Origin of the sequence: Streptomyces sp. L2, from assembly GCF_004124325.1 — a bacterium.
In the GTDB taxonomy this organism is placed as follows: domain Bacteria; phylum Actinomycetota; class Actinomycetes; order Streptomycetales; family Streptomycetaceae; genus Streptomyces.
The window spans coordinates 4,860,610-4,887,173 of the sequence record NZ_QBDT01000001.1; the positions used below are offsets into that span (position 1 = coordinate 4,860,610).

The 26,564-nt window shown below is 71.6% G+C and carries 16 protein-coding genes; 11 read left to right on the plus strand and 5 right to left on the minus strand.

All coding sequences use genetic code 11. The features are described 5' to 3' along the window. Nucleotides 1-4: 4 nt before the first annotated feature. The 6 genes from mtrA to DBP14_RS21770 all read left to right on the plus strand — a co-directional run bounded on the left by mtrA (nucleotide 5) and on the right by DBP14_RS21770 (nucleotide 7,681). Nucleotides 5-694, plus strand: coding sequence for a two-component system response regulator MtrA (gene mtrA, locus DBP14_RS21745; protein ID WP_191870552.1), 690 nt, complete (start codon nucleotides 5-7; stop codon nucleotides 692-694). Between the two features lies 1 nt (nucleotide 695). Then, nucleotides 696-2,801 (plus strand): MtrAB system histidine kinase MtrB, encoded by a 2,106-nt coding sequence (gene mtrB, locus DBP14_RS21750; protein ID WP_206739319.1) that lies wholly within the window; start codon nucleotides 696-698, stop codon nucleotides 2,799-2,801. Continuing rightward, nucleotides 2,791-4,644, plus strand: coding sequence for an LpqB family beta-propeller domain-containing protein (locus DBP14_RS21755; RefSeq protein ID WP_129308823.1), 1,854 nt, complete (start codon nucleotides 2,791-2,793; stop codon nucleotides 4,642-4,644). Before mtrB ends, DBP14_RS21755 begins: the two co-directional genes overlap by 11 nt. 168 nt (nucleotides 4,645-4,812) lie before the next feature. Then, on the plus strand, nucleotides 4,813-5,721 hold the full coding sequence (locus DBP14_RS21760; protein WP_129308824.1) for a ComF family protein: 909 nt from the start codon (nucleotides 4,813-4,815) through the stop codon (nucleotides 5,719-5,721). Between the two features lie 313 nt (nucleotides 5,722-6,034). Beyond that, nucleotides 6,035-6,727, plus strand: coding sequence for a ribosome-associated translation inhibitor RaiA (gene raiA, locus DBP14_RS21765; protein WP_129308825.1), 693 nt, complete (start codon nucleotides 6,035-6,037; stop codon nucleotides 6,725-6,727). A gap of 207 nt (nucleotides 6,728-6,934) precedes the next feature. Beyond that, nucleotides 6,935-7,681 carry a response regulator transcription factor gene (locus tag DBP14_RS21770; RefSeq protein ID WP_129308826.1) on the plus strand — a complete coding sequence of 249 codons (747 nt, stop codon included), beginning with the start codon at nucleotides 6,935-6,937 and terminating at the stop codon, nucleotides 7,679-7,681. A gap of 6 nt (nucleotides 7,682-7,687) precedes the next feature. On the opposite strand, the gene DBP14_RS21775 is transcribed toward DBP14_RS21770, so the two are convergent. Beyond that, nucleotides 7,688-8,875 (minus strand): crosslink repair DNA glycosylase YcaQ family protein, encoded by a 1,188-nt coding sequence (locus tag DBP14_RS21775; RefSeq protein ID WP_129308827.1) that lies wholly within the window; start codon nucleotides 8,873-8,875, stop codon nucleotides 7,688-7,690. Nucleotides 8,876-8,969: 94 nt separating this feature from the next. After that, entirely contained in the window at nucleotides 8,970-9,539 is a 570-nt protein-coding gene (locus tag DBP14_RS21780) for a GNAT family N-acetyltransferase (RefSeq protein ID WP_129308828.1), read from the minus strand. A 253-nt stretch (nucleotides 9,540-9,792) separates the two neighbouring features. On the opposite strand from DBP14_RS21780, the gene secA reads away from it, so the two are divergent. After that, nucleotides 9,793-12,603 carry a preprotein translocase subunit SecA gene (gene secA / locus DBP14_RS21785; RefSeq protein WP_129308829.1) on the plus strand — a complete coding sequence of 937 codons (2,811 nt, stop codon included), beginning with the start codon at nucleotides 9,793-9,795 and terminating at the stop codon, nucleotides 12,601-12,603. A gap of 241 nt (nucleotides 12,604-12,844) precedes the next feature. Here secA and DBP14_RS21790 read toward each other — a convergent pair whose 3' ends face one another. After that, nucleotides 12,845-13,321: an Rv3235 family protein gene (locus DBP14_RS21790; RefSeq protein WP_129308830.1), complete on the minus strand. Its 477-nt coding sequence runs from the start codon at nucleotides 13,319-13,321 to the stop codon at nucleotides 12,845-12,847. 331 nt (nucleotides 13,322-13,652) lie between these two features. Between DBP14_RS21790 and DBP14_RS21795 the strand changes: the two genes are divergently transcribed. The 4 genes from DBP14_RS21795 to DBP14_RS21810 all read left to right on the plus strand — a co-directional run bounded on the left by DBP14_RS21795 (nucleotide 13,653) and on the right by DBP14_RS21810 (nucleotide 22,071). Continuing rightward, nucleotides 13,653-14,165, plus strand: a complete 513-nt coding sequence (locus DBP14_RS21795; RefSeq protein ID WP_129308831.1) for a hypothetical protein — start codon at nucleotides 13,653-13,655, stop codon at nucleotides 14,163-14,165. Nucleotides 14,166-14,244: 79 nt separating this feature from the next. After that, complete coding sequence (locus DBP14_RS21800) at nucleotides 14,245-14,916, plus strand: HAD family hydrolase (RefSeq protein WP_129308832.1); 672 nt, start codon at nucleotides 14,245-14,247, stop codon at nucleotides 14,914-14,916. A 504-nt stretch (nucleotides 14,917-15,420) separates the two neighbouring features. Continuing rightward, nucleotides 15,421-20,370 (plus strand): NAD-glutamate dehydrogenase, encoded by a 4,950-nt coding sequence (locus DBP14_RS21805; protein ID WP_129308833.1) that lies wholly within the window; start codon nucleotides 15,421-15,423, stop codon nucleotides 20,368-20,370. Between the two features lie 303 nt (nucleotides 20,371-20,673). Further along, nucleotides 20,674-22,071: a hypothetical protein gene (locus DBP14_RS21810; protein ID WP_129312011.1), complete on the plus strand. Its 1,398-nt coding sequence runs from the start codon at nucleotides 20,674-20,676 to the stop codon at nucleotides 22,069-22,071. 558 nt (nucleotides 22,072-22,629) lie between these two features. Here the strand turns inward: DBP14_RS21810 and DBP14_RS21815 are convergent. Then, nucleotides 22,630-24,276 carry a glycosyltransferase family 2 protein gene (locus DBP14_RS21815; RefSeq protein WP_129308834.1) on the minus strand — a complete coding sequence of 549 codons (1,647 nt, stop codon included), beginning with the start codon at nucleotides 24,274-24,276 and terminating at the stop codon, nucleotides 22,630-22,632. After that, nucleotides 24,273-26,468: a CDP-glycerol glycerophosphotransferase family protein gene (locus DBP14_RS21820; RefSeq protein WP_129308835.1), complete on the minus strand. Its 2,196-nt coding sequence runs from the start codon at nucleotides 26,466-26,468 to the stop codon at nucleotides 24,273-24,275. The genes DBP14_RS21815 and DBP14_RS21820 overlap by 4 nt, the downstream gene beginning before the upstream one ends. Nucleotides 26,469-26,564: the final 96 nt, after the last annotated feature.

Below are 26,564 nucleotides of genomic sequence, written 5' to 3' on the forward strand. Positions count from 1 at the left end.
TGGGATGATGTCGTTTATGAAGGGACGAGTCCTTGTCGTCGACGACGACACCGCACTGGCCGAGATGCTCGGCATCGTGCTGCGTGGTGAAGGTTTTGAGCCGTCTTTCGTAGCCGACGGCGACAAGGCGCTGGCCGCTTTCCGGGAGACCAAGCCCGACCTGGTGCTGCTGGACCTGATGCTGCCCGGCCGGGACGGCATCGAGGTGTGCCGCCTGATCAGGGCGGAGTCCGGGGTGCCGATCGTGATGCTCACCGCCAAGAGCGACACGGTCGACGTCGTCGTGGGCCTGGAGTCGGGCGCCGACGACTACATCGTCAAGCCGTTCAAGCCCAAGGAGCTGGTGGCCCGCATCCGGGCGCGGCTGCGGCGGTCGGAGGAACCGGCACCGGAGCAGCTCACCATAGGTGACCTGGTGATCGACGTGGCCGGGCACTCCGTGAAGCGGGACGGGCAGTCGATCGCGCTGACCCCGCTGGAGTTCGACCTGCTGGTCGCCCTCGCGCGCAAGCCCTGGCAGGTGTTCACCCGTGAGGTGCTGCTGGAGCAGGTGTGGGGCTACCGGCACGCCGCCGACACCCGCCTGGTCAACGTGCACGTCCAGCGGCTGCGCTCCAAGGTCGAGAAGGACCCCGAGCGGCCCGAGATCGTCGTGACCGTCCGTGGTGTCGGTTACAAGGCCGGACCGAGCTGACATGCCCGGGGACAGCGCCGCCTCGGCTCCCGGCAGGTCCGGGTCCCGTCCGGGGCGGCCTGTCGGCCGGAAGACGGCGGGCACGAAGACGGCGGGCACACGCTGGGCGCGCCTGGTGGAGGGCGGCCTGCTGCAGGGCGGGGTGCAGGGCAGCCCGGTCCTGCGGCTGTTCATGCGCTGGGTGCGCCGCCCGCTGCTGCCCGTCATGCGGCTGTGGCGGCGCAACATCCAGCTGCGGGTCGTCGCCACGACCCTGCTGATGTCGCTGGGCGTGGTCCTGCTGCTCGGCTTCGTCGTGATCGGGCAGGTGCGCAACGGCCTGCTGGACGCGAAGGTGAGGGCGTCGCAGAGCCAGGCCACCGGCGGCTTCGCGGTGGCCAAACAGAAGGCCGACGAGGCCGCCGGCGGTACCGGCAGCGGCACCGGCGACGGCTCCACCACGGCCGACGGACGGCAGGCGCAGAACGTCATCCAGTGGATGAGCGACCTCGTGGAGTCGCTGTCCAGCGGTGGCGCGGGCGCCTTCGACGTCGTGACGCTGCCCTCCGGCGACGACAGCGGCGGCGGACGCAGCCCGCGCGGTTCCGGAAACGTCGACCCGACCACCAGCGTCCCCGGCGACCTGCGGGACCGCGTCAACAGCAGCACGACGGCCGCCCAGAGCTACACCAGGATCATCTACAAGGACGGCAAGGAGTCCCAGCCGGCGCTGGTCATCGGCAAGCAGCTCAACGACCCCAACAACCACTCCTACGAGCTGTACTACCTCTTCCCGCTCACCCAGGAGGAGAAGTCCCTCAACGTCGTCAAGGGCACCCTCGCGACCGCCGGGCTCTTCGTCGTCGTCCTGCTGGGCGCCATCGCCTGGCTGGTGGTGCGGCAGGTCGTCACGCCCGTGCGGATGGCCGCGGGGATCGCGGAGCGGCTGTCGGCCGGCCGGCTGCAGGAGCGGATGAAGGTCACCGGCGAGGACGACATCGCCCGTCTGGGCGAGGCGTTCAACAAGATGGCGCAGAACCTCCAGGTGAAGATCCAGCAGATGGAGGACCTCTCCCGGATGCAGCGCCGGTTCGTCTCCGACGTCTCGCACGAGCTGCGGACGCCGCTGACCACCGTACGGATGGCGGCCGACGTCATCCACGAGGCCCGCGAGGACTTCGATCCGGTGACCGCGCGGTCGGCCGAACTGCTCGCCGACCAGCTGGACCGCTTCGAGTCGTTGCTCGCCGACCTGCTGGAGATCAGCCGCTTCGACGCGGGCGCGGCGGCGCTGGAGGCGGAGCCGATAGACCTGCGGGAGGTCGTCCGGCGCGTCGTCGGCGGCGCCGAGCCGCTTGCCGAACGCAAGGGCACACGCATACGCGTGCTCGGCGACCAGCAGCCGGTCGTCGCCGAGGCCGACGCCCGGCGCGTCGAGCGCGTGCTGCGCAACCTCGTCGTCAACGCCGTCGAGCACGGCGACGGCAAGGACGTCGTCGTGAAACTGGCCGCCGCGGGCGGCGCCGTCGCCATCGCGGTGCGCGACTACGGCGTCGGACTCAAGCCCGGCGAGGCCACCCGCGTCTTCAGCCGCTTCTGGCGGGCCGACCCGGCACGCGCGCGTACCACCGGTGGAACCGGCCTGGGCCTGTCGATCGCCCTGGAGGACGCCCGGCTGCACGGCGGCTGGCTGCAGGCCTGGGGCGAACCGGGCGGCGGCTCGCAGTTCCGGCTGACGCTGCCCAGGACCGCGGACGAGCCGCTGCGGGGCTCGCCGATACCGCTGGAACCCAAGGACTCGCGCCGCAACCGGGGCCTCGACGACGCGGGACTGCCCCGCGGGGGCGGCGACAAGCGGGCCACCGTACCGGTGCAGCCGGCCGTGGGCCCGGTGCAGCCGCTGCCGCCGCGCGCCCCGCGGCTGTCCGCCGGCACCCCCGCCGCCGACCCGACCGCGCTGCCCGGCAACGGCAACGCGCGCGTGGTGTCCCGGCCGGCCGGGGGCGCCCCGCGCCCGGACACCCGGCCCGCCGCCGCTCCCGCGCGCGAGAACGGCACGGACCGACCGCGCCCGGCCGCCGGACCGGAGGACTCGACCGAGCCAGGGGAGGCATTTCGTGGGCGCTGACCGCGAGGGGGGCGCCCGGCGCAGGCCGGGGCGCGCGGTGGCGTACGCCGCCTGTGGGGCCGTCCTGCTGGCCGGGTGCGCCTCGATGCCCGACAGCGGCGATCTGCGGAACGTGGAGTCCACGCCGCGACAGGACACCCAGGTCCGGGTCTTCGCCATGCCGCCGCAGGACGGCGCCGGCGCCACCGAGATCGTGCAGGGCTTCCTGGAGGCGCTGACCAGCGACGACCCGAACTACGACACGGCACGCAAGTACCTGACCGCCGACGCCGCGCACGCCTGGCACCCCGAGAAGTCGGCGACCGTGCTCGCCAACGGGCCGAGCATCATGACCGCGCGGACGACGGGCGGCCGCGAGGAACCCGAGAAGGACCCCGACAGCGTCACCTACGTGCTGTCGGGCAGCCGGGTCGCCACGCTGGACGCGCAGCAGGCGTACACGCCCGCCGCCGGGCCGTACGACAAGAAGGTGCACCTCTCGCGGGACGCCAAGACCAAGCAGTGGCGCATCGACGCGCTCCCGCAGGGCGTCGTCATGGCCAAGTCGGACTTCCAGCGCAACTACATGTCCGTCGACAAGTACTACTTCGCCTCGAACACGACGGTCGGGGCGACCGCGCAGCCGGTGGCCGTCGCCGACCCGGTCTTCATCCGCAGCCGGGTGGACCCCATGACCCAGATGGTCCGTTCCTTGCTGAGCGGCCCGACGCGCTGGCTCGGACAGGTGGTCAGGACGAGCTTCCCGTCCGATTCGGCCCTGCAGGCCGACGTGTCGGGGCTGCAACCGGACGACCAGAACAAGCTGACGGTGCCGGTGAACGACAAGGCCGCCCGGGTCGGTCGGGCCAAGTGCGCCGAGATGGCGACCCAGTTGCTGTTCACCCTGCGTAACCTGACCCCGACGCTGGACTCGATCGCGCTGCGGGGGCCCGGCGACCGCCCGCTGTGCGACCTCACCGAGCAGCGGGCCGAGGACCTCGCCTGGCGAGGCTCGGCCAAGCGCCCCGAGTACCTGTACTTCCTGGACAGCCGGCACCGCCTGGTGCGGATGGCGACCGGATCCACCGGCACCAGCGGTACGGCGGTGCCGGGCGCGCTGGGCGAGGGCGGCAAGGCGCTGCGGTCGGTCGCGGTCTCGCGGGACGAGCAGACGGCCGCGGGGGTCGGCGCCGACGGCCGCACGCTGTACGTGACCTCACTGGCCGCCGGCGGTTCGCTCGGCGACCCCGTCGTCACCAGCCAGGGACCGGACCCGGACGACCGGCTGACCAAGCCCAGCTGGGACGCACGGGGCGACCTGTGGGTGGCCGACCGCGACCCGGCCCACAGCGGGCTGTACGTGCTGGCGCAGGGCGGAGGCAGGCCGGTGAAGGTCGCCGTACCGGAGCTGGACGGGCGGATCCGCGACGTGCGGGTGGCCGCCGACGGGGTGCGGATCGCGCTGGTCGTGGAGAAGGACGGCAAGCAGTCCCTGCTCATCGGCCGGATCGAACGGGCGGACAGGTCCACGTCCGGGCCCGCCGTCTCGGTCCTCGGGCTGCGCTCCGCCACGCCCGACCTGGAAGAGGTCACGGCCATGTCCTGGGCCGGGGACAGCCGGCTCGTCGTGGTGGGCAGCGAGCAGGGCGGCGTGCAGCAGATGCGGTACGTCCAGGTCGACGGCTCCACGCTGGACGGCCCGGCGCCCGCCGCGCTGCCGGGTGCCAAGTCGATCGCCGCGTCCGAGGGCGAGCGGGTGCCTCTGGTGGCCTACTCCTCTGAGGACGGGATCGTACGGCTGCCGACCGGGGCGCAGTGGCAGAAGGTGGACAAGGCCGGTACCGGGCCCGTCTACCCGGGCTGACGAGGCCGTTCCGCCGGTTCCCAGCCAGGCTTGGTCAGCTCTGTCGGGACTGTCCGCGCACGGCCGTCACTCGCAGGGGTGAGCGCTGGTACCGGCCGGGTCTGGTTGTCCACAGGCCCTTGTCCACAGGGCTGGTCCGGCGTCCGGGGCCTTGGCACAGTGGTGGCCATGCGGGGGTGGTGGCAGGACTTCGCCGACCTGGTGCTTCCGGCCGAGTGCGGCGGCTGCGGGGCACCTCGTACGGTGCTCTGCCCGGAGTGCCGGGCCGCGCTCTCCGGCGCCGGGGCGCGGCGGGTGAGGCCGGTGCCCGAGCCGGCGGGGCTGCCGGTGGTGCACGCGGCGGCTCCGTACGGCGACGCGGTGCGGGCGGTCCTCCTCGCGCACAAGGAGCGCGGTGCGCTGGCGCTCGCAGGGGCTCTGGGCGCGGCTCTGGCGGGCGCGGTGCGGGCGGGACTCCGCGCGGAGAAGCCCGCCGCGGACGCCGGGCCCAGCGGGGACGCCGGGCCCGCGGGGAGTCCGTCGCCTCCGGGCCGCAGGGCCGGGCCCGTGCTGCTCGTCCCCGTGCCCTCCGCCCGGTGGGCCGTGCGGGCGCGTGGGCACGATCCGGTGCGCCGGCTGGCGCTCGCCGCGGCCGGGGAACTACGGCGCACTGGCACCCCCGCCCGGGTGGCCGCGGTGCTGCGGCAGCGGCGGGCCGTGGCCGACCAGGCGGGGCTCGACTCGCGGCACCGCCTGGCGAACCTCGCGGGAGCGCTGGAGGTGACGGCCGTCGGCGCCCGGCTGCTCGGCACGGGCCGCGCCGTGCTCGTCGATGACCTGCTGACGACCGGCGCCACCCTCGCGGAAGCCGCCCGCGCTCTGCGTGAGCCGGCCGGTGGGCACAGCGGCGGAGAAACGGTCGTGTACGAGCGCGCAACTCGGGAAGGTAGGGGGAAACGACGGGAAGGGGGAGCTCGGGAGCACGGTAACTGGGTGCACAGTGCAGCTGAATTGACGGCGGTGAACCCCGCCGTGCCGAGGCCGCGCGCGGCCGTGGTCGCCGCCCCCGTGGATTCTTTCGAAATAAACAGGAACTGACTGTGAACGTGCATCGTTGCAGGTAGTGAGAGGGGTAATTCACCTGAATGGAGGTACGCGCCGGTAGAGGGTGACGACATCCGTCCGGGCGAGATATGTTCGGTTGTGAGGAAAGGCGCAGGCCACCACCTCTCATATCCGAATGCCGCGCCGTGGGTTTCGCCAATCACCCGCGCCGGTGGGGTGGAGATCTTGCCCACGGGGGAGGAGGAGGTGGAAGTCACCGAGTCCGAGGTTCCGGACCTGACCGGAACCTGGTGCGAAAGGGAGATGCTCCGCCGCCGAGCGGAGCGATCCGGGAACGGAGTTCTGCGTGGACATCGTCGTCAAGGGCCGCAAGACCGAGGTGCCCGAGCGGTTCCGCAAGCACGTGGCCGAGAAGCTGAATCTGGAGAAGATCCAGAAGCTCGATGGCAAGGTGATCAGCCTCGACGTCGAGGTGTCCAAGGAGCCCAACCCCCGCCAGGCCGACCGCTGTGAACGAGTGGAGATCACCCTCCGCTCCCGCGGTCCGGTCATCCGCGCGGAGGCGGCCGCCAGCGATCCGTACGCGGCACTCGACCTGGCGGCGGAGAAGCTCGGTGCCCGGCTGCGCAAGCAGCACGACAAGCGTTTCTCGCGCCGCGGCGCGCGCCGGATCTCGGCAGCCGAGGTCCCCGACCACGTCCCGGGCGCGGCGACGCTCAGCGGGAACGGCCTGCCCGTCCAGGACGAGGAGACGGACGGGGTGCCGACCAAGAAGATCGGCTCGCTGGAGGTCAAGGGCGAAGGCCCCCTCGTCGTCCGCGAGAAGACCCACGTCGCCTCCCCGATGAGCCTCGACCAGGCGCTCTACGAGATGGAACTGGTCGGCCACGACTTCTACTTGTTCGTCGACTCCGAGACCAAGGAACCGAGTGTCGTCTACCGGCGGCACGCCTACGACTACGGCGTCATCCACCTCAGCACCGACCCGATGGTTGCCGAGGCGCAGCCCCCCGCGGCGGGCGGCACGCTCGGCGGCTGACCGGCCGGGACGAAGCGGAACCGGTGCCCCTTGGAGCGCGCTGTGTGCGCCCCCAGGGGCACCGGTGTGCGACCACTTCGCGCCCCGTGCGTCACTCCGGGACGGCCCCGGCATGAAATCATGGCCGGACCGGCCCAACCGGTGGGCCGCTGCCTTGGGTTGGCGATGGCACAGGACCACAGGCCACAGCCTTCAGGGGGAGGAACGATGGCGGACACCTTCGGACCGATGCGGGACGCGGACACCGACGACGGTGTCATCGGCATGGGCTCCGACGCCGGCTCTCCGCGCGAGGAGCCGATCAGGGTCCTCGTCGTCGACGACCACGCCCTGTTCCGCCGTGGCCTGGAGATCGTGCTCGCCGCCGAGGAGGACATCCAGGTCGTCGGCGAGGCCGGCGACGGCGCCGAGGCCGTGGACAAGGCCGCCGACCTGCTGCCCGACATCGTGCTGATGGACGTGCGGATGCCCCGGCGCGGCGGGATCGAGGCCTGCACCTCCATCAAGGAGGTCGCCCCCAGCGCGAAGATCATTATGCTGACGATCAGCGACGAGGAGGCCGACCTCTACGAGGCGATCAAGGCGGGCGCGACCGGATACCTCCTGAAGGAGATCTCGACCGACGAGGTGGCCACGGCCATTCGCGCGGTGGCCGACGGGCAGTCGCAGATCAGCCCGTCCATGGCGTCCAAGCTCCTCACCGAGTTCAAGTCCATGATCCAGCGCACCGACGAGCGGCGGCTGGTGCCCGCGCCGCGGCTGACCGACCGTGAGCTGGAGGTCCTCAAGCTCGTCGCCACGGGGATGAACAACCGGGACATCGCCAAGGAACTGTTCATCTCCGAGAACACGGTGAAGAACCACGTCCGCAACATCCTGGAGAAGCTGCAGCTGCACTCCCGGATGGAGGCGGTCGTCTACGCGATGCGCGAGAAGATCCTGGAGATCCGCTGAGCCCTCTCAGCGCAGCGCCGCGACCATCGCCCGGGGCACCTCCCGGACGAGCGCGTCGCGCAGCTCCGGTGAGTCCACCCGCTCCACCCGGATGTCCATGACACCCACCCAGCTCGCCGCGTGGACCAGCGCGCTCGCCACCGCGGGGACCGCCCTCGGTCCCTCCAGGGCGACCTGCCGGGCCACCAGCGTGTCGCCCTCCCGCGCGGGATCGACCCGCCCGACCAGACGCCCGCCCGCCAGCACCGGCATCGCGAAATAGCCGTACACGCGCTTGGGCCTGGGGACGTACGCCTCCAGGCGGTGGGTGAAGCCGAAGATCCGCTCGGTGCGTGCCCGGTCCCAGATCAGCGAGTCGAACGGGGACAGCAGGGTGGTGCGGTGCCGGCCGCGCGGCGGTGTCGCCACGGCCACCGGGTCGGCCCACGCGGGCCTGCCCCAGCCCTCCACCGTCACCGGGACCAGACCCGAGTCGGCGATCACCGCGTCGACCTGCTCGGCCTTCAGCCGGTGGTAGTCGGCGATGTCCGCGCGCGTGCCGACGCCGAGGGACTCGCCGGCCAGCCGGACCAGCCGGCGCAGGCACTCGGCGTCGTCCAGCTCGTCGTGCAGCAGCACGCCCGGGATCGCGCGCTCGGCCAGGTCGTACACCCGCTTCCAGCCGCGGCGCTCCACGCAGACCACCTCGCCGTACATCAGCGCGCGCTCCACGGCGACCTTGGCGCCGGACCAGTCCCACCAGTCGCTGGTCCTCTTCGCGCCGCCCAACTCGGTCGCGGTGAGCGGGCCTTCCGCGCGCAGTTGCCCGATCACCTGCTCGTAGGCCCCGTCGGGGAGCTGGTGGTTCCAGTGCGGGCGGTCGCGGTAGGCGCGGCGGCGGAAGGCGAAGTGCGGCCACTCCTCGACGGGCAGCAGGCAGGCGGCGTGCGACCAGTACTCGAAGGCGTGCGCGTCCTTCCAGTAGGCGGACTCGACGGTCTTGCGGCCGACCGCGCCGAGACGGGCGTACGGCACCAGCTCGTGGCTGCGGGCGAGCACCGAGATGGTGTCGAGCTGGACCGCGCCGAGGTGCCGCAGGACGCCGCGGACTCCGGCCCTGCGGTCGGGCGCGCCCAGCAGGCCCTGGGCCCGCAGGGCTATCCGCCGGGCTTCGTCCGCGGAGAGGGCGAGTTCGGGGCGCGGAAGGGTCGTCATGACACCGGACGATAGAGCGTGCCACTGACAGCGGGGCACGACCTGCGGTTCCGCACGAGGACGCCTGCCCGCGCGCGGGCAGGGGATGGGACGGCTACCCGCGCGCGGGCAGGTACGGGGCGGCCGAGGGCAGGCCCAGGTCCGAGGGGAGCAGGGAGCCCACCCAGCAGTCCCGTCGTACGCCCTTGTTGTTGATGGCGGAGCGCAGGGTGCCCTCGACGGTGAAGCCGGCCCGCTCGGCGACCGCGCGGGAGGCGTGGTTGCCGACCTCTGCGCGCCATTCCACGCGGTCGACGGACATCGCGGTGAACGCCCAGCGGGAGGCGGCGAGGGCGGCCTCGGTGACGTAGCCGCGGCCACGGTGCTCCTTGGTGGCCCAGAAGCCGATCTCGGCCATCCCCAGGGAGCGCATCGTGAGGGCGAGCATGCCGGCGAGTTCCCCGCCCGGGAGGAACACGCCGAAGGTGAACAGCGAGGACTCCGCCCAGCCATCGGGCACCATCTGCTCCGTGAAGCTCCGCGCGTGCTCGGGCAGGTAGGGCGAGGGGATCGTGGTCCAGCGCTGGATGTCGGGGTCCTGGGCGGCCGCGTACACCGCGTCGGTGTCCGCCGGGCCGACCGCGCGCAGCACGAGACGGTCGGTGGTGAGCGTCACGGGTTCCATCGCCCGATTCTGCTCGGCCGGACCCCTGTACGCCATCACTTTTCGCCCAGTGTGAGGAGGTGATCACAATTCGCGTAAATCCCCGCGCCGGTGCGGCACCATCCGCGCTTCCCGTCCGTTGTCCAGGGTGAAGCAGCCGTCGGGCCGCCAGGCCTCCCGGCACGGCCGGGTCCTCGCATACGATGGCCGTCGCTCAGTATGTCCAATGGAAAACCGACCGTCCCAGGCCCGACCGGCAAGGAGACCAGCCCCCGTGTCCGTCCTCTCGAAGATCATGCGTGCAGGCGAAGGCAAGATCCTGCGCAAGCTGCACCGCATCGCGGACCAGGTCAACTCCATCGAAGAGGACTTCGTCGGCCTCTCCGACGCCGAGCTGCGTGCCCTCACCGAGGAGTACAAGCAGCGGTACGCCGATGGGGAGACCCTGGACGACCTCCTCCCCGAGGCGTTCGCCACGGTCCGCGAGGCCGCCAAGCGTGTCCTCGGCCAGCGCCACTACGACGTGCAGATGATGGGCGGTGCCGCCCTCCACCTCGGCTACGTGGCCGAGATGAAGACCGGTGAGGGCAAGACCCTCGTCGGCACCCTGCCCGCGTACCTGAACGCGCTCTCCGGCGACGGCGTCCACCTCATCACGGTCAACGACTACCTGGCCGAGCGCGACTCCGAGATGATGGGCCGCGTCCACAAGTTCCTGGGCCTGACCGTCGGCTGCATCCTCGCCAACATGACCCCGGCCGAGCGGCGCGAGCAGTACAACTGCGACATCACCTACGGCACGAACAACGAGTTCGGCTTCGACTACCTGCGCGACAACATGGCGTGGTCGCAGGACGAGCTGGTCCAGCGGGGCCACAACTTCGCCATCGTCGACGAGGTCGACTCCATCCTCGTCGACGAGGCCCGTACGCCGCTGATCATCTCCGGCCCCGCCGACCAGGCCACCAAGTGGTACGGCGACTTCGCCAAGCTGGTCCTGCGCCTCAAGCGCGGCGAGGCGGGCAACCCGCTCAAGGGCGTCGAGGAGACCGGCGACTACGACGTCGACGAGAAGAAGCGCACGGTCGCCATCCACGAGTCCGGTGTCACCAAGGTCGAGGACTGGCTGGGCATCGACAACCTCTACGAGTCGGTGAACACCCCGCTCGTGGGCTACCTGAACAACGCCATCAAGGCGAAGGAACTCTTCAAGAACGACAAGGACTACGTCGTCCTCGACGGCGAAGTCATGATCGTCGACGAGCACACCGGCCGTATCCTCGCCGGCCGCCGCTACAACGAGGGCATGCACCAGGCGATCGAGGCGAAGGAAGGGGTGGACATCAAGGACGAGAACCAGACGCTCGCCACGATCACCCTGCAGAACTTCTTCCGCCTCTACAACAAGCTCTCCGGCATGACCGGTACGGCGATGACCGAGGCCGCCGAGTTCCACCAGATCTACAAGCTCGGCGTGGTCCCGATCCCCACCAACCGGCCGATGGTCCGCAAGGACCAGGCGGACCTGATCTACCGCACCGAGGTGGCCAAGTTCGAGGCGGTCGTCGACGACATCGCCGAGAAGCACGAGATCGGCCAGCCGATCCTCGTCGGCACGACGTCCGTCGAGAAGTCGGAGTACCTGTCCCAGCAGCTCAGCAAGCGCGGCATCCAGCACGAGGTGCTGAACGCCAAGCACCACGAGCGTGAGGCGTCGATCGTCGCCCAGGCCGGCCGCAAGGGCGCCGTCACGGTGGCCACCAACATGGCCGGCCGCGGTACCGACATCAAGCTCGGCGGCAACCCCGAGGACCTCGCTGAGGCGGAGCTGCGCCAGCGCGGCCTCGACCCCGAGGAGCACATCGAGGAGTGGGCCGCCGCGCTGCCCGCCGCCCTGGAGAAGGCCGAGCAGGCCGTGAAGGCGGAGAAGGAAGAGGTCGAGGAGGCCGGCGGCCTGTACGTGCTGGGCACCGAGCGGCACGAGTCGCGCCGTATCGACAACCAGCTGCGCGGTCGTTCCGGCCGTCAGGGCGACCCCGGCGAGTCCCGCTTCTACCTCTCCCTCGGCGACGACCTGATGCGGCTGTTCAAGGCCCAGATGGTCGAGCGCGTGATGTCCATGGCGAACGTGCCGGACGACGTGCCGATCGAGAACAAGATGGTCACGCGCGCGATCGCGTCCGCGCAGTCCCAGGTCGAGCAGCAGAACTTCGAGACGCGTAAGAACGTCCTGAAGTACGACGAGGTGCTCAACCGGCAGCGCGAGGTCATCTACGGCGAGCGCCGGCGTGTCCTGGAGGGCGAGGACCTGCACGAGCAGGTGCAGCACTTCATGGACGACACGATCGACGCCTACATCGGCGCCGAGACCGCCGAGGGCTTCCCCGAGGACTGGGACCTGGACCGGCTGTGGGGCGCGTTCAAGCAGCTCTACCCGGTGAAGGTCACCGTCGAGGAGCTGGAGGACGCGGCCGGCGACCGGGCCGGTCTGACCGCCGAGTTCATCTCCGAGTCCATCAAGGACGACATCCACGAGCAGTACGAGTCCCGTGAGGCGCAGCTCGGCTCCGAGATCATGCGTGAGCTGGAGCGGCGCGTCGTGCTGTCGGTGCTGGACCGCAAGTGGCGCGAGCACCTGTACGAGATGGACTACCTCCAGGAGGGCATCGGCCTGCGCGCGATGGCGCAGAAGGACCCGCTGGTCGAGTACCAGCGCGAGGGCTTCGACATGTTCACCGCGATGATGGAGGGCATCAAGGAGGAGTCCGTCGGCTACCTGTTCAACCTGGAGGTCCAGGTCGAGCAGCAGGTCGAGGAGGTCCCGGTGGAGGACGCCCAGCCGGTGCCGGAGGGTGTCCAGGACACGGTGCCCGCGCAGGCGGGTGCGCGGCCGGAGATCCGGGCCAAGGGGCTGGACGTTCCGCAGCGGCGGGACCTGCACTTCTCCGCGCCGAGCGTGGACGGGGAGGGCGGGATCGTCGAGCGGGATCTCGCGGACGAGGACGCGGTGCGGTCGGAGGCCGATGGGTTGACTCGGGCTGAGCGTCGTAAGCAGGCGAAGGGTGGGCGGCGCCGCAAGAAGTAGCCCGCGGGGCGTTTGCCAAGTGTTCTGGGCCGGGTCTCCTTTCGGGGGGGCCCGGCCCAGGTGCGTGTCCGGTGCTGGTGCTGGTGCTGGTGCTGGGCGGGGGTGGGTTTCACTTGCCCGCGCCTGCGGGGTGCCGCTGCGCCCACCCGTGCCGCCCTTAGCGGCACGCATGCCCGCAGCTACGTGCGGGGGGAGGGGAGCGCGGGCTGCGTCTGCCCGCAGCTGCGTACGGGGGGCGTGGTCAGCGGGTTTCTACTGCTGTGCAGCGCCAGCGGAGGTCGGGGGATTGTTCCAGGCGGAAGGCGAGGGCGCGTAGTTGGGGGCCGGCGGCGATGCGGGCGAAGACCTCGAGGGCGCCGGAGCGGGGGACGTAGTAGCCGATGTCGTGGATGACGGGGTGGGTGCCGCGGGTGCGCAGGGGGCTGCGCTCGGCCAGGCGGACCAGGTCGTCGTAGCCGCGTCCCGCCGTGTGCCGCAGCATCCAGTGGACGGGGCGCCGGCCGCTCAGGACGGCCAGCAGGCGGTCGGCGAAGAGGTCGGTGGGGCGCTGGCGGGGGGCGGGGGCCGCAGGGGCCGTACGGACCCGCTCCGGGCTCGTACGGACCGCGCGGGTGAGGGGCCTCCGGGGCGGCGCGGTGGTGGGGCGGCGGGTGTCGTGACGCGTTGGGGGGCGGTGGCGGGGGCGGGGGTGCGTGGTGCGGCTCATGACCTTGTTCATGGGGGTCCCCGTTCGGCGGCTCGGGTCGTACCGGGCGGTAACTCGTGGTGGGGATCTTGTACGGGGACGGGACCGGGCAAGGCAAGGAAGGCCAGGCGGCGGCCGAGCGGCCGGGAAGTTCACTTATCCGGGTGAATCGAGGAGGGGTGCGGCCCGTGACGTACGGGCGGGCCCGGGTGACTCCGCGGCCTGAGGTGGACGCCGCCGACGGCACCTGCGGGGACTCGAAAGGGGACACCCGGCACGTATCCTGAAGGCCCTCCGGGCGACGCGCGAGTTGCTGGCCCCGAGGATCCAGCGAACGCCTCTGACCAGGAAAGAGCGGCGAGCCATGCGCGTCTACGTCCCCCTGACCCTCCCCGGTCTCGCCGAGGCGCACCAGACGGGCCGGCTGGGGACGGGACCGTTCGTCGCGTACGCCGTCACGCCCGCGCTGCGCGAGTGGTACGTCTCCGAGGACACCGAGGAACTGGAGTACGCGGCGCTCGGCCGGGCCGCGCTGGCCTCCCTGCGGCTGCTCGCGGCGGACGCCAGGGCGGCGCGGCGCCGGGTCGTGGTCGCCGCCGACGTACCCGACGGGGCCGCCGCACCGGATCCGGAGCGTGGGCCGGACGCGGCCGAGCCCGGCGAGGTGACGGTGACCGTGAGCGTGCCGCTGGGCAAGGCGGCCGCGGTGCACGTCGACGCCGGCGACGCCGAGGCGGACGTGGCCGCTGCGGCGGAGGCGCTTCAGGCGGCCGACGGCGGGGACGGCGACGCGCAGTCCGTGGTGGACGCGGCCGAGGACCACGAGTTGCTCTGGTACGCCACGCAGGAGGTCCCGAACCTGGTGGGGAGCGCCTGAGCCTCGTCTGCGTATGGTCTGACCTGCGTCGATGAACGGTCTGCCGTGATTGTCAGTGGCGGCGGGTACGGTTTTCGGCATGGGGATGCACACAGGGACGCACATTGTGTGGGACTGGAACGGGACGCTGTTCCACGACAATGAGGCGATCATCGGGGCGACGAACGCGGCCTTCGCCGAGCTGGGGCTCGCGGCGATCACGCTGGAGCAGTACCGGGCGCTGTACTGCGTCCCGGTGCCGAAGTTCTACGAGCGGCTGCTGGGCCGGCTGCCGACGGACGCCGAGTGGGAGCTGATGGACGGCGTCTTCCACCGGTACTACACGGAGCACCGGGTGCGGTGCGGGCTGACCGAGGGGGCGGCCGAGCTGCTCGCGGGGTGGCGGTCGGCCGGGCACAGTCAGTCGCTGCTGAGCATGTACGGGCACGAGGAACTGGTGCCCTTGGTGCGTGGCTTCGGGATCGAGGGGCACTTCATACGGGTGGACGGGCGGACCGGTCCGTCCGGCGGGAGCAAGGCCGAGCACATGGTGCGGCACCTGACGGCCCTCGGCGGCGTGGTGGATCCGGCCCGGACCGTGGTGATCGGGGACGCGGCTGACGACGCGGTCGCGGCCCGGCAGGTGGGCGCGCGGGCCGTGCTGTACACCGGCGGATCGCACAGCAGGGCCAGCCTGGAGGCGGCCGGCGTGCCCGTGGTGGACACGCTCCGCGAGGCTGTCGCCGAGGCGGAGAGAGCGGCGGCCGCGTAGGGCCCGGTGAACGGTCCGAGGGCGGTGGACGTACCTGATGGGGTGGAGCTGTTTACGCCACCTGTCCCGTTCCCGCCCCTGTGCAGAACGTCAAAGTTCTACCCCCGGTTTTGTACACATACGGCTCATGACGGGCCCCCCGGGAGGAGCGATAGCCTTGTGGCGTGATCAGCGCGATAGCTCGCGGGGACGCCGTCGTCCCTGCCCTGCGCCCGGGCCGCACGGAACACCTCCGTGGCCGGGCGGCGGTCGCTGGTCTTCGCGGGCGGGACGGGGGCGGCAGGCCCCCCAGGACGCCGAGGGCACCCCAGGACACGACGGTGCCGAGGGCGGCGTCACATCCCGTGGGTACGCCGATCATGGCCGAATACCCCCCGCTCTTCACACCTCGCGGCATAGCGTCTGAACGGACCGGACATCCCGGGCCGTGGCGTCATTCCGGAGGGGAAGAGACCGTACTTCCTTCTACGTCACGCAACGGCGCGCGACAGGAGTCAGAGGACAATGCAGACCAAGCTGGACGAAGCCAAGGCCGAGCTGCTCGATCGGGCCGCCCGGGTAGCTGAGAACAGCCCGGTCGGGGGGCACCTACCGACTGGGACGACGAGCGAGGGCACCCCGGACATTCCGGACGGCGAGTCCGTGCTCGCGTTCCTCCAGCGCTACTACCTGCACACCGCACCCGAGGACCTCGCCGACCGCGACCCGGTCGACGTCTTCGGCGCCGCGGTCTCGCACTACCGGCTCGCCGAGAACCGCCCCCAGGGCACGGCCAACGTCCGGGTCCACACCCCGACGGTCGAGGAGAACGGCTGGACCTGCAGCCACACCGTCGTCGAGGTCGTCACCGACGACATGCCCTTCCTCGTCGACTCGGTCACCAACGAGCTGACCCGGCAGGGACGCGGCATCCACGTCGTCATCCACCCCCAGTTCGTGGTGCGGCGCGACGTCACCGGCAAGCTGATCGAGGTCCTGCCCCACCGGCCCAGCGGTGACCTGCCGCACGACGCGCACTTCGAGTCCTGGATCCACGTCGAGATCGACCGGGAGACCGACCGCTCCGACCTCAAGCAGATCACCGCCGACCTGCTGCGCGTCCTCTCCGACGTCCGCGAGGCCGTCGAGGACTGGGAGAAGATGCGGGACACGGCGGTCCGCACCGCCGAGGGCCTCAGCAGCGAGCCCGTGCCCGGCGACCTGACCGAGCCGGAGGTCGAGGAGGCCTGCGAGCTGCTGCGCTGGCTGTCGGCCGACCACTTCACCTTCCTCGGCTACCGCGAGTACCAGCTGCGCGAGGACGACACCCTCGCCGCCGTGCCCGGCACCGGCCTCGGCATCCTGCGCTCCGACCCGCACCACTCCGAGGACGACCAGCACCCGGTCAGCCCCTCCTTCGAACGGCTCCCGGCCGACGCCCGCGCCAAGGCCCGCGAACACAAGCTGCTCGTGCTGACCAAGGCCAACAGCCGGTCCACCGTGCACCGGCCGTCCTACCTGGACTACATCGGCGTCAAGAAGTTCGACGCCGAGGGCAACGTGGTCGGCGAGCGCCGCTTCCTCGGCCTGTTCTCCTCCGCCGCCTACACCGAGTCCGTCCGCCGCGTGCCGGTCATCCGCCGCAAAGTCGACGAGGTCCTCGACCGCGCCGGCTTCTCGCCCAACAGCCACGACGGCCGCGACCTGCTCCAGATCCTGGAGACCTACCCGCGCGACGAGCTGTTCCAGACCCCGCCCGCCGAACTGCAGTCGATCGCGACCAGCGTCCTCTACCTCCAGGAACGCCGCCGGCTGCGGCTCTACCTGCGCCAGGACGAGTACGGCCGCTACTACTCCGCGCTGGTCTACCTCCCGCGCGACCGCTACACCACCGGCGTCCGGCTGCGGATCATCGACATCCTCAAGGAGGAGCTCGGCGGCACCAGCGTCGACTTCACCGCGTGGAACACCGAGTCGATCCTGTCCCGGCTGCACTTCGTCATCCGCGTCCCGCAGGGCACCGAGCTGCCCGAGCTGTCCGACGCCGACCGGGAGCGCATCGAGGCCCGCCTGGTCGAGGCGGCCCGCTCCTGGGCCGACGGGTTCGCCGAGGCGCTCAACGCCGAGCTGGGCGAGGAGCGCGCCGCCGAACTGCTGCGCCGCTACCACAACGCCTTCACCGAGGGCTACAAGGCGGACCACAGCCCGCGCGCGGCGGTCGCCGACCTGATCCACCTGGAGCGGCTCAGCCGGGAGGCGGGCAACGACTTCGCGCTCAGCCTGTACGAGCCGGTGGGCGCCGCCCCCGACGAGCGCCGCTTCAAGATCTACCGCAAGGGCGAGGCCGTCTCGCTGACCGCGGTGCTCCCGGTGCTCCAGCGCCTCGGCGTCGAGGTGGTCGACGAGCGGCCGTACGAGCTGCGCTGCACGGACCGCACCACCGCCTGGATCTACGACTTCGGCCTGCGCATGCCCAAGGCGCAGGGCAGCACCAACGGCGACTACCTGGGCGACGACGGCCGCGAGCGGTTCCAGGAGGCCTTCGCCGCGAGCTGGACCGGGCACGCGGAGAACGACGGCTTCAACACCCTCGTGCTGGGCGCCGGGCTGACCTGGCGGCAGGCCATGGTGCTGCGCGCGTACGCGAAGTACCTGCGGCAGGCCGGCTCCACCTTCAGCCAGGACTACATGGAGGACACCCTCCGCAACAACGTCCACACCACCCGGCTCCTCGTCTCCCTGTTCGAGGCGCGGATGTCCCCGGACCGGCAGAACGCCGGCCTGGAGCTGATCGACGCCCTCCTGGAGGAGCTGGACGCCGCCCTGGACCAGGTGGCGAGCCTGGACGAGGACCGCATCCTGCGCTCCTTCCTGACCGTCATCAAGGCCACCCTGCGCACGAACTTCTTCCAGGAGGCGCTGGGCGGCAAGCCGCACGACTACGTGTCGATGAAGTTCGACCCGCAGGCCATCCCGGACCTGCCGGCGCCCCGCCCGGCGTACGAGATCTGGGTGTACTCGCCGCGCGTCGAGGGCGTGCACCTGCGCTTCGGCAAGGTCGCGCGCGGTGGCCTGCGCTGGTCCGACCGCCGTGAGGACTTCCGCACGGAGATCCTCGGCCTGGTCAAGGCGCAGATGGTGAAGAACACCGTCATCGTGCCGGTCGGCGCCAAGGGCGGCTTCGTCGCCAAGCAGCTCCCCGACCCGAGCGTGGACCGGGACGCCTGGCTGGCCGAGGGCATCGCCAGCTACAAGACGTTCATCTCGGCGCTGCTCGACATCACCGACAACATGGTCGCGGGCGAGGTCGTCCCGCCCCAGGACGTGGTGCGGCACGACGGGGACGACACCTACCTGGTGGTCGCCGCCGACAAGGGCACCGCGACGTTCTCCGACATCGCCAACGAGGTCGCGGAGTCGTACAACTTCTGGCTCGGCGACGCCTTCGCCTCCGGCGGCAGCGCCGGCTACGACCACAAGGGCATGGGCATCACCGCGCGCGGCGCCTGGGAGTCCGTCAAGCGGCACTTCCGCGAGCTGGGCGTGGACACGCAGACCGAGGACTTCACGGTCGTCGGCATCGGCGACATGTCCGGTGACGTGTTCGGCAACGGCATGCTGCTCTCCGAGCACATCCGCCTGGTCGCCGCCTTCGACCACCGGCACATCGTCATCGACCCGGTGCCGGACGCGGCCACCTCCTACGCCGAGCGCCGCCGCCTGTTCGAACTGCCCCGCTCCAGCTGGGCCGACTACAACACCGAGCTGCTGTCGGCGGGCGGCGGGATCTTCCCGCGCAGCGCCAAGTCGATCCCGCTCAACAGCCACATCCGCGAGGCCCTCGGCATCGAGGACAAGGTCGCCAAGATGACCCCGGCCGACCTGATGAAGGCGATCCTCCAGGCGCCGGTCGACCTGCTGTGGAACGGCGGCATCGGCACGTACGTGAAGGCGTCCACCGAGTCGCACGCGGACGTCGGCGACAAGGCCAACGACGCCATCCGCGTCGACGGCGACAACCTGCGGGTCAAGGTCGTCGGCGAGGGCGGCAACCTGGGCCTGACCCAGCTCGGCCGGATCGAGTTCGCCCTGCACGGCGGGCGGATCAACACCGACGCCATCGACAACAGCGCGGGCGTGGACACCTCCGACCACGAGGTGAACATCAAGATCCTGCTGAACGGCCTGGTCACCGACGGCGACATGACGGTCAAGCAGCGCAACAAGCTGCTCGCCGAGATGACCGACGAGGTCGGCGCCCTGGTCCTGCGCAACAACTACGCGCAGAACACCGCGATCGCCAACGCGCTCGCCCAGTCCAACGACATGATGCACGCGCAGCAGCGCTTCATCCGTCACCTGGTCCGCGAGGGCCACCTGGACCGGGCGCTGGAGTTCCTGCCGACCGACCGCCAGATCCGCGAACGCCTGAACCAGGGCAAGGGACTGACCGGGCCGGAGACGGCCGTCCTGCTGGCGTACACGAAGATCACGGTCGCCGAGGAGCTGCTGCACACCACGCTGCCCGACGACCCGTACCTGCGCGGCCTGCTGCACGCGTACTTCCCGACCGCCCTGCGCGAGAAGTTCGCCGACCGCATCCTCAGCCACCCGCTGCACCGCGAGATCACCACGACCGTGCTGGTCAACGACACGGTCAACACGGGCGGTACGACGTATCTGCACCGCCTGCGCGAGGAGACGGGCGCCTCGCTGGAGGAGATCGTCCGCGCGCAGACCGCGGCGCGCAGGGTCTTCTGCTCGGCGCCCGTGTGGGACGCGGTCGAGGCCCTCGACAACCAGGTCGAGGCCGCCGTCCAGACCCGCATCCGGCTGCACTCGCGCCGCCTCGTCGAGCGTGGCACGCGCTGGCTGCTCAACAACCGGCCGCAGCCGCTGCAGCTCGCCGAGACGGTCGAGTTCTTCGCCGAGCGGGTCGAGCACGTCTGGCAGCAGCTGCCGAAGCTGCTGCGCGGCGCGGACCTGGAGTGGTACCAGCACGTGTACGACGAGCTGTCCGCCGCCGGCGTCCCGGAGGAACTCGCCACCCGTGTGGCCGGCTTCTCCTCCGCCTTCCCGGCGCTCGACATCGTCTCGGTGGCCGACCGCATGGGCAAGGAGCCGCTGGACGTCGCCGAGGTGTACTACGACCTCGCCGACCGGCTCAGCATCACCCAGCTGATGGACCGCATCATCGAGCTGCCCCGCAACGACCGCTGGCAGTCGATGGCCCGCGCCTCCATCCGCGAGGACCTGTACGCGGCCCACGCGGCGCTCACCGCGGACGTCCTCGCCGTCGGCAACGGCACGTCGACGCCCCAGGAGCGGTTCGAGGACTGGGAGCGGAAGAACGCGCCCATCCTGGCCCGCGCGCGCACCACCCTGGAGGAGATCCGCGGCTCGGACTCCTTCGACCTCGCCAACCTGTCGGTGGCGATGCGCACGATGCGGACGCTGCTGCGCACGCATTCGTGACGCCCGCGCCGCGCACGCGGTCACGGCACTGAAGGCGCCCCGGGCCGGAACGGCCCGGGGCGCCTCGCGTTTCACCCCGTGCCGGGCACAGGGTTCTTGCCGCCGTCTAGAGAAAAGCGATCTTTGAATTTACCGTTTCCTGCTAATCGGTACGTTTCGGCTAGGGTCGGCGATGTGACTGCGACCTCATCGAGAGCCGGCCGGCCGTCGTCCCCGGACCGCGGGACGCGTGCCACGCCGCCCCGGGTGGTCACCGCCGGCCGGGTGCTGCCGCAGGTCGCCGCCGGTGCCGTCCTCGTCCTGATGCTGCTGGTGATCGTCCGGCTGCCCTGGGCGGGCGACCTCGGTATGCACGCGGCCACCGTGCAGCGCCTGCGGCACAGCCTGCTGCACCCCGGCAATCCGCTGGTCGACGCGGACACGCCGAGCCCGTACTACTCGCCGTGGATGCTAGTGCTGGGCTGTGTCGCCAAGCTGAGCGGGCTGTCGGTGTTCGTCGTGCTGCGGATCGCCGCGGTCGTCGGGCTCGGGCTGTTCGCCACCGGCGTGTGGCGGTACGTCCGTACGCTCGGCGCCCATCGGGCAGCGCCCGCACTGGCCCTGCTCAGCCTGCTCTTCCTGTGGGGCACCACGCTCTTCAACTGGAGCGGCTTCGTCGGCCTCAACTCCCTGGCGCTGACGGTGGCGTACCCCAGCGTGTTCGCGCTCGGGCTGTCCTTCCACTTCTGGGCGTGGCTGACCCGCGCGGTGCGGGACGGCGCCGGTTGGGGCGTCTGGCTCGGCCTGGGTGTCCTGTGGTCGCTGATCCTGCTGAGCCACCAGTTCACCGGGGTGGTGGCCTCGCTCGGCGCGCTGGCGACGGTGGTCGCCGCCCGTCCCGGGCGGGCGGTGCTGCTGCGACTCGGTGCCGCGCTCGTGCTGGGGCTGGCGGTGCTGTGGCTGTGGCCGTACTACGACTTCTTCTCGCTGTTCTCGGCGGGCGCGGACCTGGAGGCGATCCACCGGCCGCTGTACGACGACCTCGCCGGGCGGTTCGGCCTGGTCCTGCTCGGAGTCGCGGCGCTGGTGCTCCGCTGGCGCAGGGACCGCTGGGACCCGCTTGCCCTCTTCTTCGTGTTCGGGGCGCTGGTGTTCGCGGCGGGCGGGCTGTCGGGGCACTACTCGTGGGGCCGCGCCCTGCCGGCCGCGCTGATCCCGGCGCAGCTCGCGGCGGCGCTGGAGGTGGCGGCGGCGGGGGCGCGGTCCGTGCGGGTGGCGTGGGCGTGCGTGCTGGGCGCTGCGCTGGCTGTGGGGGCGTGGACGCAGGTGGGGACGGCGGGGTACGTGGTGGACCGGGGTGCGCTGCCGTCCGTGGTCGCGTCGAAGTACCACACGCCGTGGGTGGGGTACCACTGGATCACCCCGTGGGTGAAGTACGGGGACGTGGTGATGGCGACGACGTACCCCTCCCGGCAGATCCCGGCGTACGGTCCGTACACGGTCGCCCCGGGCTACCCCGACATCTTCCTCCCGGACGAGGCCGCGCGGGACACGGCGGTACGCGACTATTTCGACGCGAGCACCCCGGCCGCCGCGCGCCGCGACATCCTCCGGCGGTACGACGTCCACTGGGTCGTGGCCGGCCGGTCCGCAGCTGAGCCCTGGCTGAAAAGGGTGACCTCCGGCCCGGCCAACCAGGTCCTCTACAGGGTCCTCCCCTGAACCAGCCCGGCCTGCGGCGCACCACCCCGACGTCCTGCCCATAGGCGCGGGCCGCCTGTGGCTGATCGCGCAGTTCCCCGCGCCCCTGGGGAGTTGCTCTGCCCCGGGCTGGATTGGCGCTCCGAGCTGGTGGTGCCGTCTGGCCGCGGGCCGTGTGTGGCTGATCGCGCAGTTCCCCGCGCCCCTGAGGGGTTGCCCTGCCCTGGGCTGGATTGCCATCCCGGCTGGTGGTGCCGTCTGGCTGCGGGTCCTGGGTGGCTGGTCGCGCAGTTCCCCGCGCCCCTGGGTGGGCTGCGCCGCCCTGGGTTGTCTCGGCGCCGACCGCGCCTCTGTGGGGGTTGTACCGCCCTGGGGAAGCGCTCCGAAGGGGCGCGGGGAACTGCGCGAGGAACCACAGGCGGCCCGCACGCAGAGAACGGCCTCGGCCGGGCGGTGCCCATGCAGCCCACGGCAGGACAGCCAACCCAGGGGCGCGGGGAACTGCGCGACCAGCCAGGCACAACCCGCAGCCGAAGACACGACCCGGAGCCACCACCGCGCCCCGGCCGAAGCCCAGCGCTAGCGCATCGCGCTGGAGATGAGTTGGGCGGCCCGTCGGACGCGCGGTACGGCCAGTTTGCGGACCGTGGGCCGGATGACGCGCGCCGTCATGCCGATCGGGCGCCAGCGGAGCTGGAGGCGGCCGGGGTTGCGGGACTCGGGTTCGACCGTGACGGCGTGGTTGTCGACGCGGGCGGTGGTGCGCGGGAAGTCCAGCGGGGCCAGCAGGAGGCCGGCGTGGGACAGGCCCTGCTGCTGGAGGCGGAGCAGCGGGTGCCGGATGCCCTCGAAGCCCTGCAACGGCAGCGACGCCGACGCGAGGTCCACCACGACCCGCCCCTCGAACACCCCGGGCCGCACCGGGTCCAGCCGGAACGGCACCGTCATCCGGCGCCGGGCCGGTGTCAGCAGCAGCGCGGCCCGCTGCGGGCCGACGGGCAGCCGCAGACCGGGGTCGTAGGTGCGGACCGCGAGCGTGAGGCGGGGCCCGGGACCCGGCGTCAGCTCGGTGATCTCGTGCCGGAACTGCGCGCTCGGGAACGGCCGGGTGTCCAGCTCCAGGTCGGTCAAATCCAGTTCACGGCGGGCCGGCTCGGAGTCGGGCACCCGGTCGCCCCAGTACGGCGTGCCGTCCGCGTCGGTGGTGACCTGCCTCGGCGCGACCCCGTGCCCGAGCCCCCGCGCCGCCTGCCGGACGTCGTCCAGCCGGCCCTCGCGGAGGAGCCTGAGGACGACCCGCTCGGGCCGAGGCAGCCGCTCGTACGCGCCCGGCGACAGCGTCTCCAGGTACGGGTTCATGATCTCGGCGAACGACTCCAGCCACTCCGCGTCCCGGAACGGCAGATCACCCGCGTACATTCGGAAGTCGTGCTTGAGGAACTTGAAGTCCTTGTCCTCCCGGAGCGCGCCGTGCCCGCTCTCCACCAGGAAGTCGTCGATCAGCCGCTGCACGTGCACCCGGTCGCGGACATTGGAGATCTTGTGCCGCTGGTTGGAGATGGACGCCGAGGCGGCCGCGGCGAACGGCTCGATGTACCAGACGTACACCGGGTCCGGGATGACCGTGAACGCCGTGGCCAGGCAGTACGCCTGCGCCGAGAACAACTGGTCCTCGTAGTGGATGCCCTCGGGGAACCGCAGCTGGTGGCGGTCCAGGAACGCCCGCGCGTACATCTTGCTGGTGGACAGGTGCTCGAACAGCAGCCGGGGGTCGGCCTCGATGCCGTCCAGCGTGCGGCGCTCGGACACCAGGTGCGGCATCCACGTCGAGCGGCGCCCGCTGTCCACCCGTACCCGCCGCACCGCGCCCATCGCGAAGTCCACTTCGCGCTCGCGGTGCGCGGCGAGCAGCAACTCGACCGCGTTCGGCGGCAGTTCGTCGTCGCTGTCGAGGAACATCAGGTACGGCGCGCGGGCGATCTCGATGGCCCGGTTGCGCGGGGCGCTGCAGCCGCCGCTGTTCTCCGGCAGCCGCAGGTAGTGGATGCGGTGGTCCTGGGCGGCCAACTCCCGTGCCACGGACGGCGTGTCGTCGGTGGAGTGGTCGTCGCTGATGACGATCTCGATGTTGGAGTGCGTCTGCGCGCGCAGCGAGGCCACCGCCCGGGGCAGCCGTGCCGCGTCATTGTAGACGATGACGGTGACGGTCACGTCGGGGGTGGTCATGCCGTGGCCTCCTCGGGGGTCGGGGCGGGGGTGCGGTCCTCGATCGGGAGCACCGGGGGCAGCGCGTCCTCCGGCTCGCCCAGGAACACCCGCCGTACGACCCGTTCGGCCGCGCGTCCGTCGTCGTACTCGCAGAACCGGCGCCGGAACGCGGCCCGTGCCTTGGCGGCGCTCTCGTTGCGCCAGGCGCCGGAGGTGAGGATCTCCGTCAGCTCCTCCTGGGTGCGGGCGACCTGGCCGGGGTGTTCGGTCATCAGGTCGAAGTAGACGCCGCGGGTGGTGCGGTACGTCTCCCAGTCGTCGGCGTAGACGATGATCGGGCGGTCGAGGTTGGCGTAGTCGAACATGATCGACGAGTAGTCCGTGACCAGTGCGTCGGCGGCCAGGCACAGCTCCTCGACGGGGTCGTAGGAGGAGACGTCGATGATCCGGCCGGTGCGGCGCAGGCCGGTCAGCGGGGAGGCGGCGCCGCCGTAGAAGTAGTGGGCGCGGACCAGCAGGACGGTGTCGTCGCCGAGCCGGTCGGCGAGCGCGGCGAGGTCGAGGCGGGGGGTGAACCCGGCCTCGTAGTCGCGGTGCGTGGGGGCGTACAGCACGGCGCGGCGGCCGGGGGCGATGCCGAGGCGCTCGCGGGCGGCCCGGACCTCGGCGGCGCCGGCCGTGTAGAAGACGTCGTTGCGCGGGTAGCCGTGGTCGAGGGAGGTGTAGCGGGCCGGGTAGGCGCGTTCCCACATGCGGGTGGAGTGGCTGTTGGCGCTGACGCTGTAGTCCCACTTGTCGATACGGGCCAGCAGCGCGGCGAAGTCCAGGCCCTTGGCGGCGGCCGGGTGGTCCATCTGGTCCAGGCCCATCCGCTTGAGCGGGGTGCCGTGGTGGGTCTGCACGTGGATCGCGTCGGGCCGTTTGACCACCGCGTTGGGGAAGTTGACGTTGTTGACGAGGTACTTGGCGGTGGCCAGCGTCTCCCAGTAGCGGCGGGTGCCGGGGACCACGTGGTCCGTGCCGGGCGGCAGCAGGGCGGCGTTGTCCTTGGCGACCACCCACACCGGGTGGATGTGCGGGGCGAGTTCGGCGAGCTTCGCGGCGATCGCGGCCGGGTTGCAGGCCACCCCGCGCTCCCAGTAGGCCGCGAACACCGCGAGGTCGGGGTCGACGGGCCGGCTGAGCGCCTTGCGGTACTGCCGGTCGCGCAGCATCGTGCCGGCCTGGCGCTTACGGGTGCGTACGGCCTTCCGGGCGGCGCGGCGGGTGCGGTTGGCGGCCTGGAACGCGCGGTACTTGGTGTAGGCGCCCTCTTCGAGCAGGGCGTGCCGGACGCCCTCGACACCGGCCGGGCGCTGATGGCCCTCGGGCCGCCAGCGGACCGCCGCCAGGGAGGCGCGCCGGAAGAACTCCCGGGCCACCGGCTCGGGCAGGTCCTCGCGGGCGAAGGTGCGGACCAGGTCGCGGACCATCAGGTCGTACAGCACCCCGCGGGCGGCGCGGCGGTCCTTGGCGAGGGGGAGCAGGGACTCGTAGCGCTCGATGAGCGCGAACCGGTCCTGGTGGGTGAGCGGCGGCAGGCTCTCCGGGCGCAGCCGCCGGTCGTCGTACGCCACCTGGTTCAGGCAGGCGACGCGGCCGGCGCGCAGCAGGGCCGCCTGGGCGGCGTACGGCTCGTCGTCCGAGGCCAGTTGTTCCTGGTGGGCCTGCCAGAAGCCGGCGCGCAGGACGCGGGTGCCGAGCAGGGGGGTGAGGCGCAGCAGGTCGGGTGCCTCGTCGAGGGCGAGGGTGGCGCGGCCCGCGGCGGCGAGGAGGCGGCCGTCGCGGGCGGGGACGGCGGCGCTCTGCCAGGTGGTGGTGACGCGGTCGAGCAGGAGGACGTCCACCGTGTCGTCGAGTTCCGCGAGGCGCTCGGCGATCAGGCGGGGCGCACCGGCCGGCAGGCCGTCCTTGGCGTGCACGAAGTGCAGCCACCGGCCGGTGGCGCGGGCGGCGCCGGCGGCCCGGGCGGCCGCGTCACCGGTGCCGTCCGGCAGGGGCACGACGACCGTCTGCGGGTCGTGGCCCTCGGCCGTCTCGCGCGCCCAGTCGCCGACCGCGGCGACCACCACCTCGGCGTCGGGGAGGGGGCGGGCCTCCAGGCCGTCGAGGAGTTCGGTCAGATGCCCCTGGGTGTTCTGTCCGTAGACGATGACGCTGAGACGGGGCATCGCGGCATGACTCCTTGAGGTCGGCGGCTCGGGCGGCACCTTTCATAACATACTGTCACTAGAGGGATGAAAGGGATAACCACGCCTTAGGTAAGA

Bases quoted from the DNA above. Each gene is read 5' to 3' on its own strand.
- mtrA (WP_191870552.1), top strand. From the start codon at position 5: ATGATGTCGTTTATGAAGGGACGAGTCCTTGTCGTCGACGACGACACC.
- mtrB (WP_206739319.1), top strand. From the start codon at position 696: ATGCCCGGGGACAGCGCCGCCTCGGCTCCCGGCAGGTCCGGGTCCCGT.
- DBP14_RS21760 (WP_129308824.1), top strand. From the start codon at position 4,813: ATGCGGGGGTGGTGGCAGGACTTCGCCGACCTGGTGCTTCCGGCCGAG.
- DBP14_RS21770 (WP_129308826.1), top strand. From the start codon at position 6,935: ATGGCGGACACCTTCGGACCGATGCGGGACGCGGACACCGACGACGGT.
- DBP14_RS21775 (WP_129308827.1), bottom strand. From the start codon at position 8,875: ATGACGACCCTTCCGCGCCCCGAACTCGCCCTCTCCGCGGACGAAGCC.
- DBP14_RS21780 (WP_129308828.1), bottom strand. From the start codon at position 9,539: ATGGAACCCGTGACGCTCACCACCGACCGTCTCGTGCTGCGCGCGGTC.
- DBP14_RS21790 (WP_129308830.1), bottom strand. From the start codon at position 13,321: ATGAACAAGGTCATGAGCCGCACCACGCACCCCCGCCCCCGCCACCGC.
- DBP14_RS21795 (WP_129308831.1), top strand. From the start codon at position 13,653: ATGCGCGTCTACGTCCCCCTGACCCTCCCCGGTCTCGCCGAGGCGCAC.
- DBP14_RS21800 (WP_129308832.1), top strand. From the start codon at position 14,245: ATGGGGATGCACACAGGGACGCACATTGTGTGGGACTGGAACGGGACG.
- DBP14_RS21805 (WP_129308833.1), top strand. From the start codon at position 15,421: ATGCAGACCAAGCTGGACGAAGCCAAGGCCGAGCTGCTCGATCGGGCC.
- DBP14_RS21810 (WP_129312011.1), top strand. From the start codon at position 20,674: ATGCTGCTGGTGATCGTCCGGCTGCCCTGGGCGGGCGACCTCGGTATG.
- DBP14_RS21815 (WP_129308834.1), bottom strand. From the start codon at position 24,276: ATGACCACCCCCGACGTGACCGTCACCGTCATCGTCTACAATGACGCG.
- DBP14_RS21820 (WP_129308835.1), bottom strand. From the start codon at position 26,468: ATGCCCCGTCTCAGCGTCATCGTCTACGGACAGAACACCCAGGGGCAT.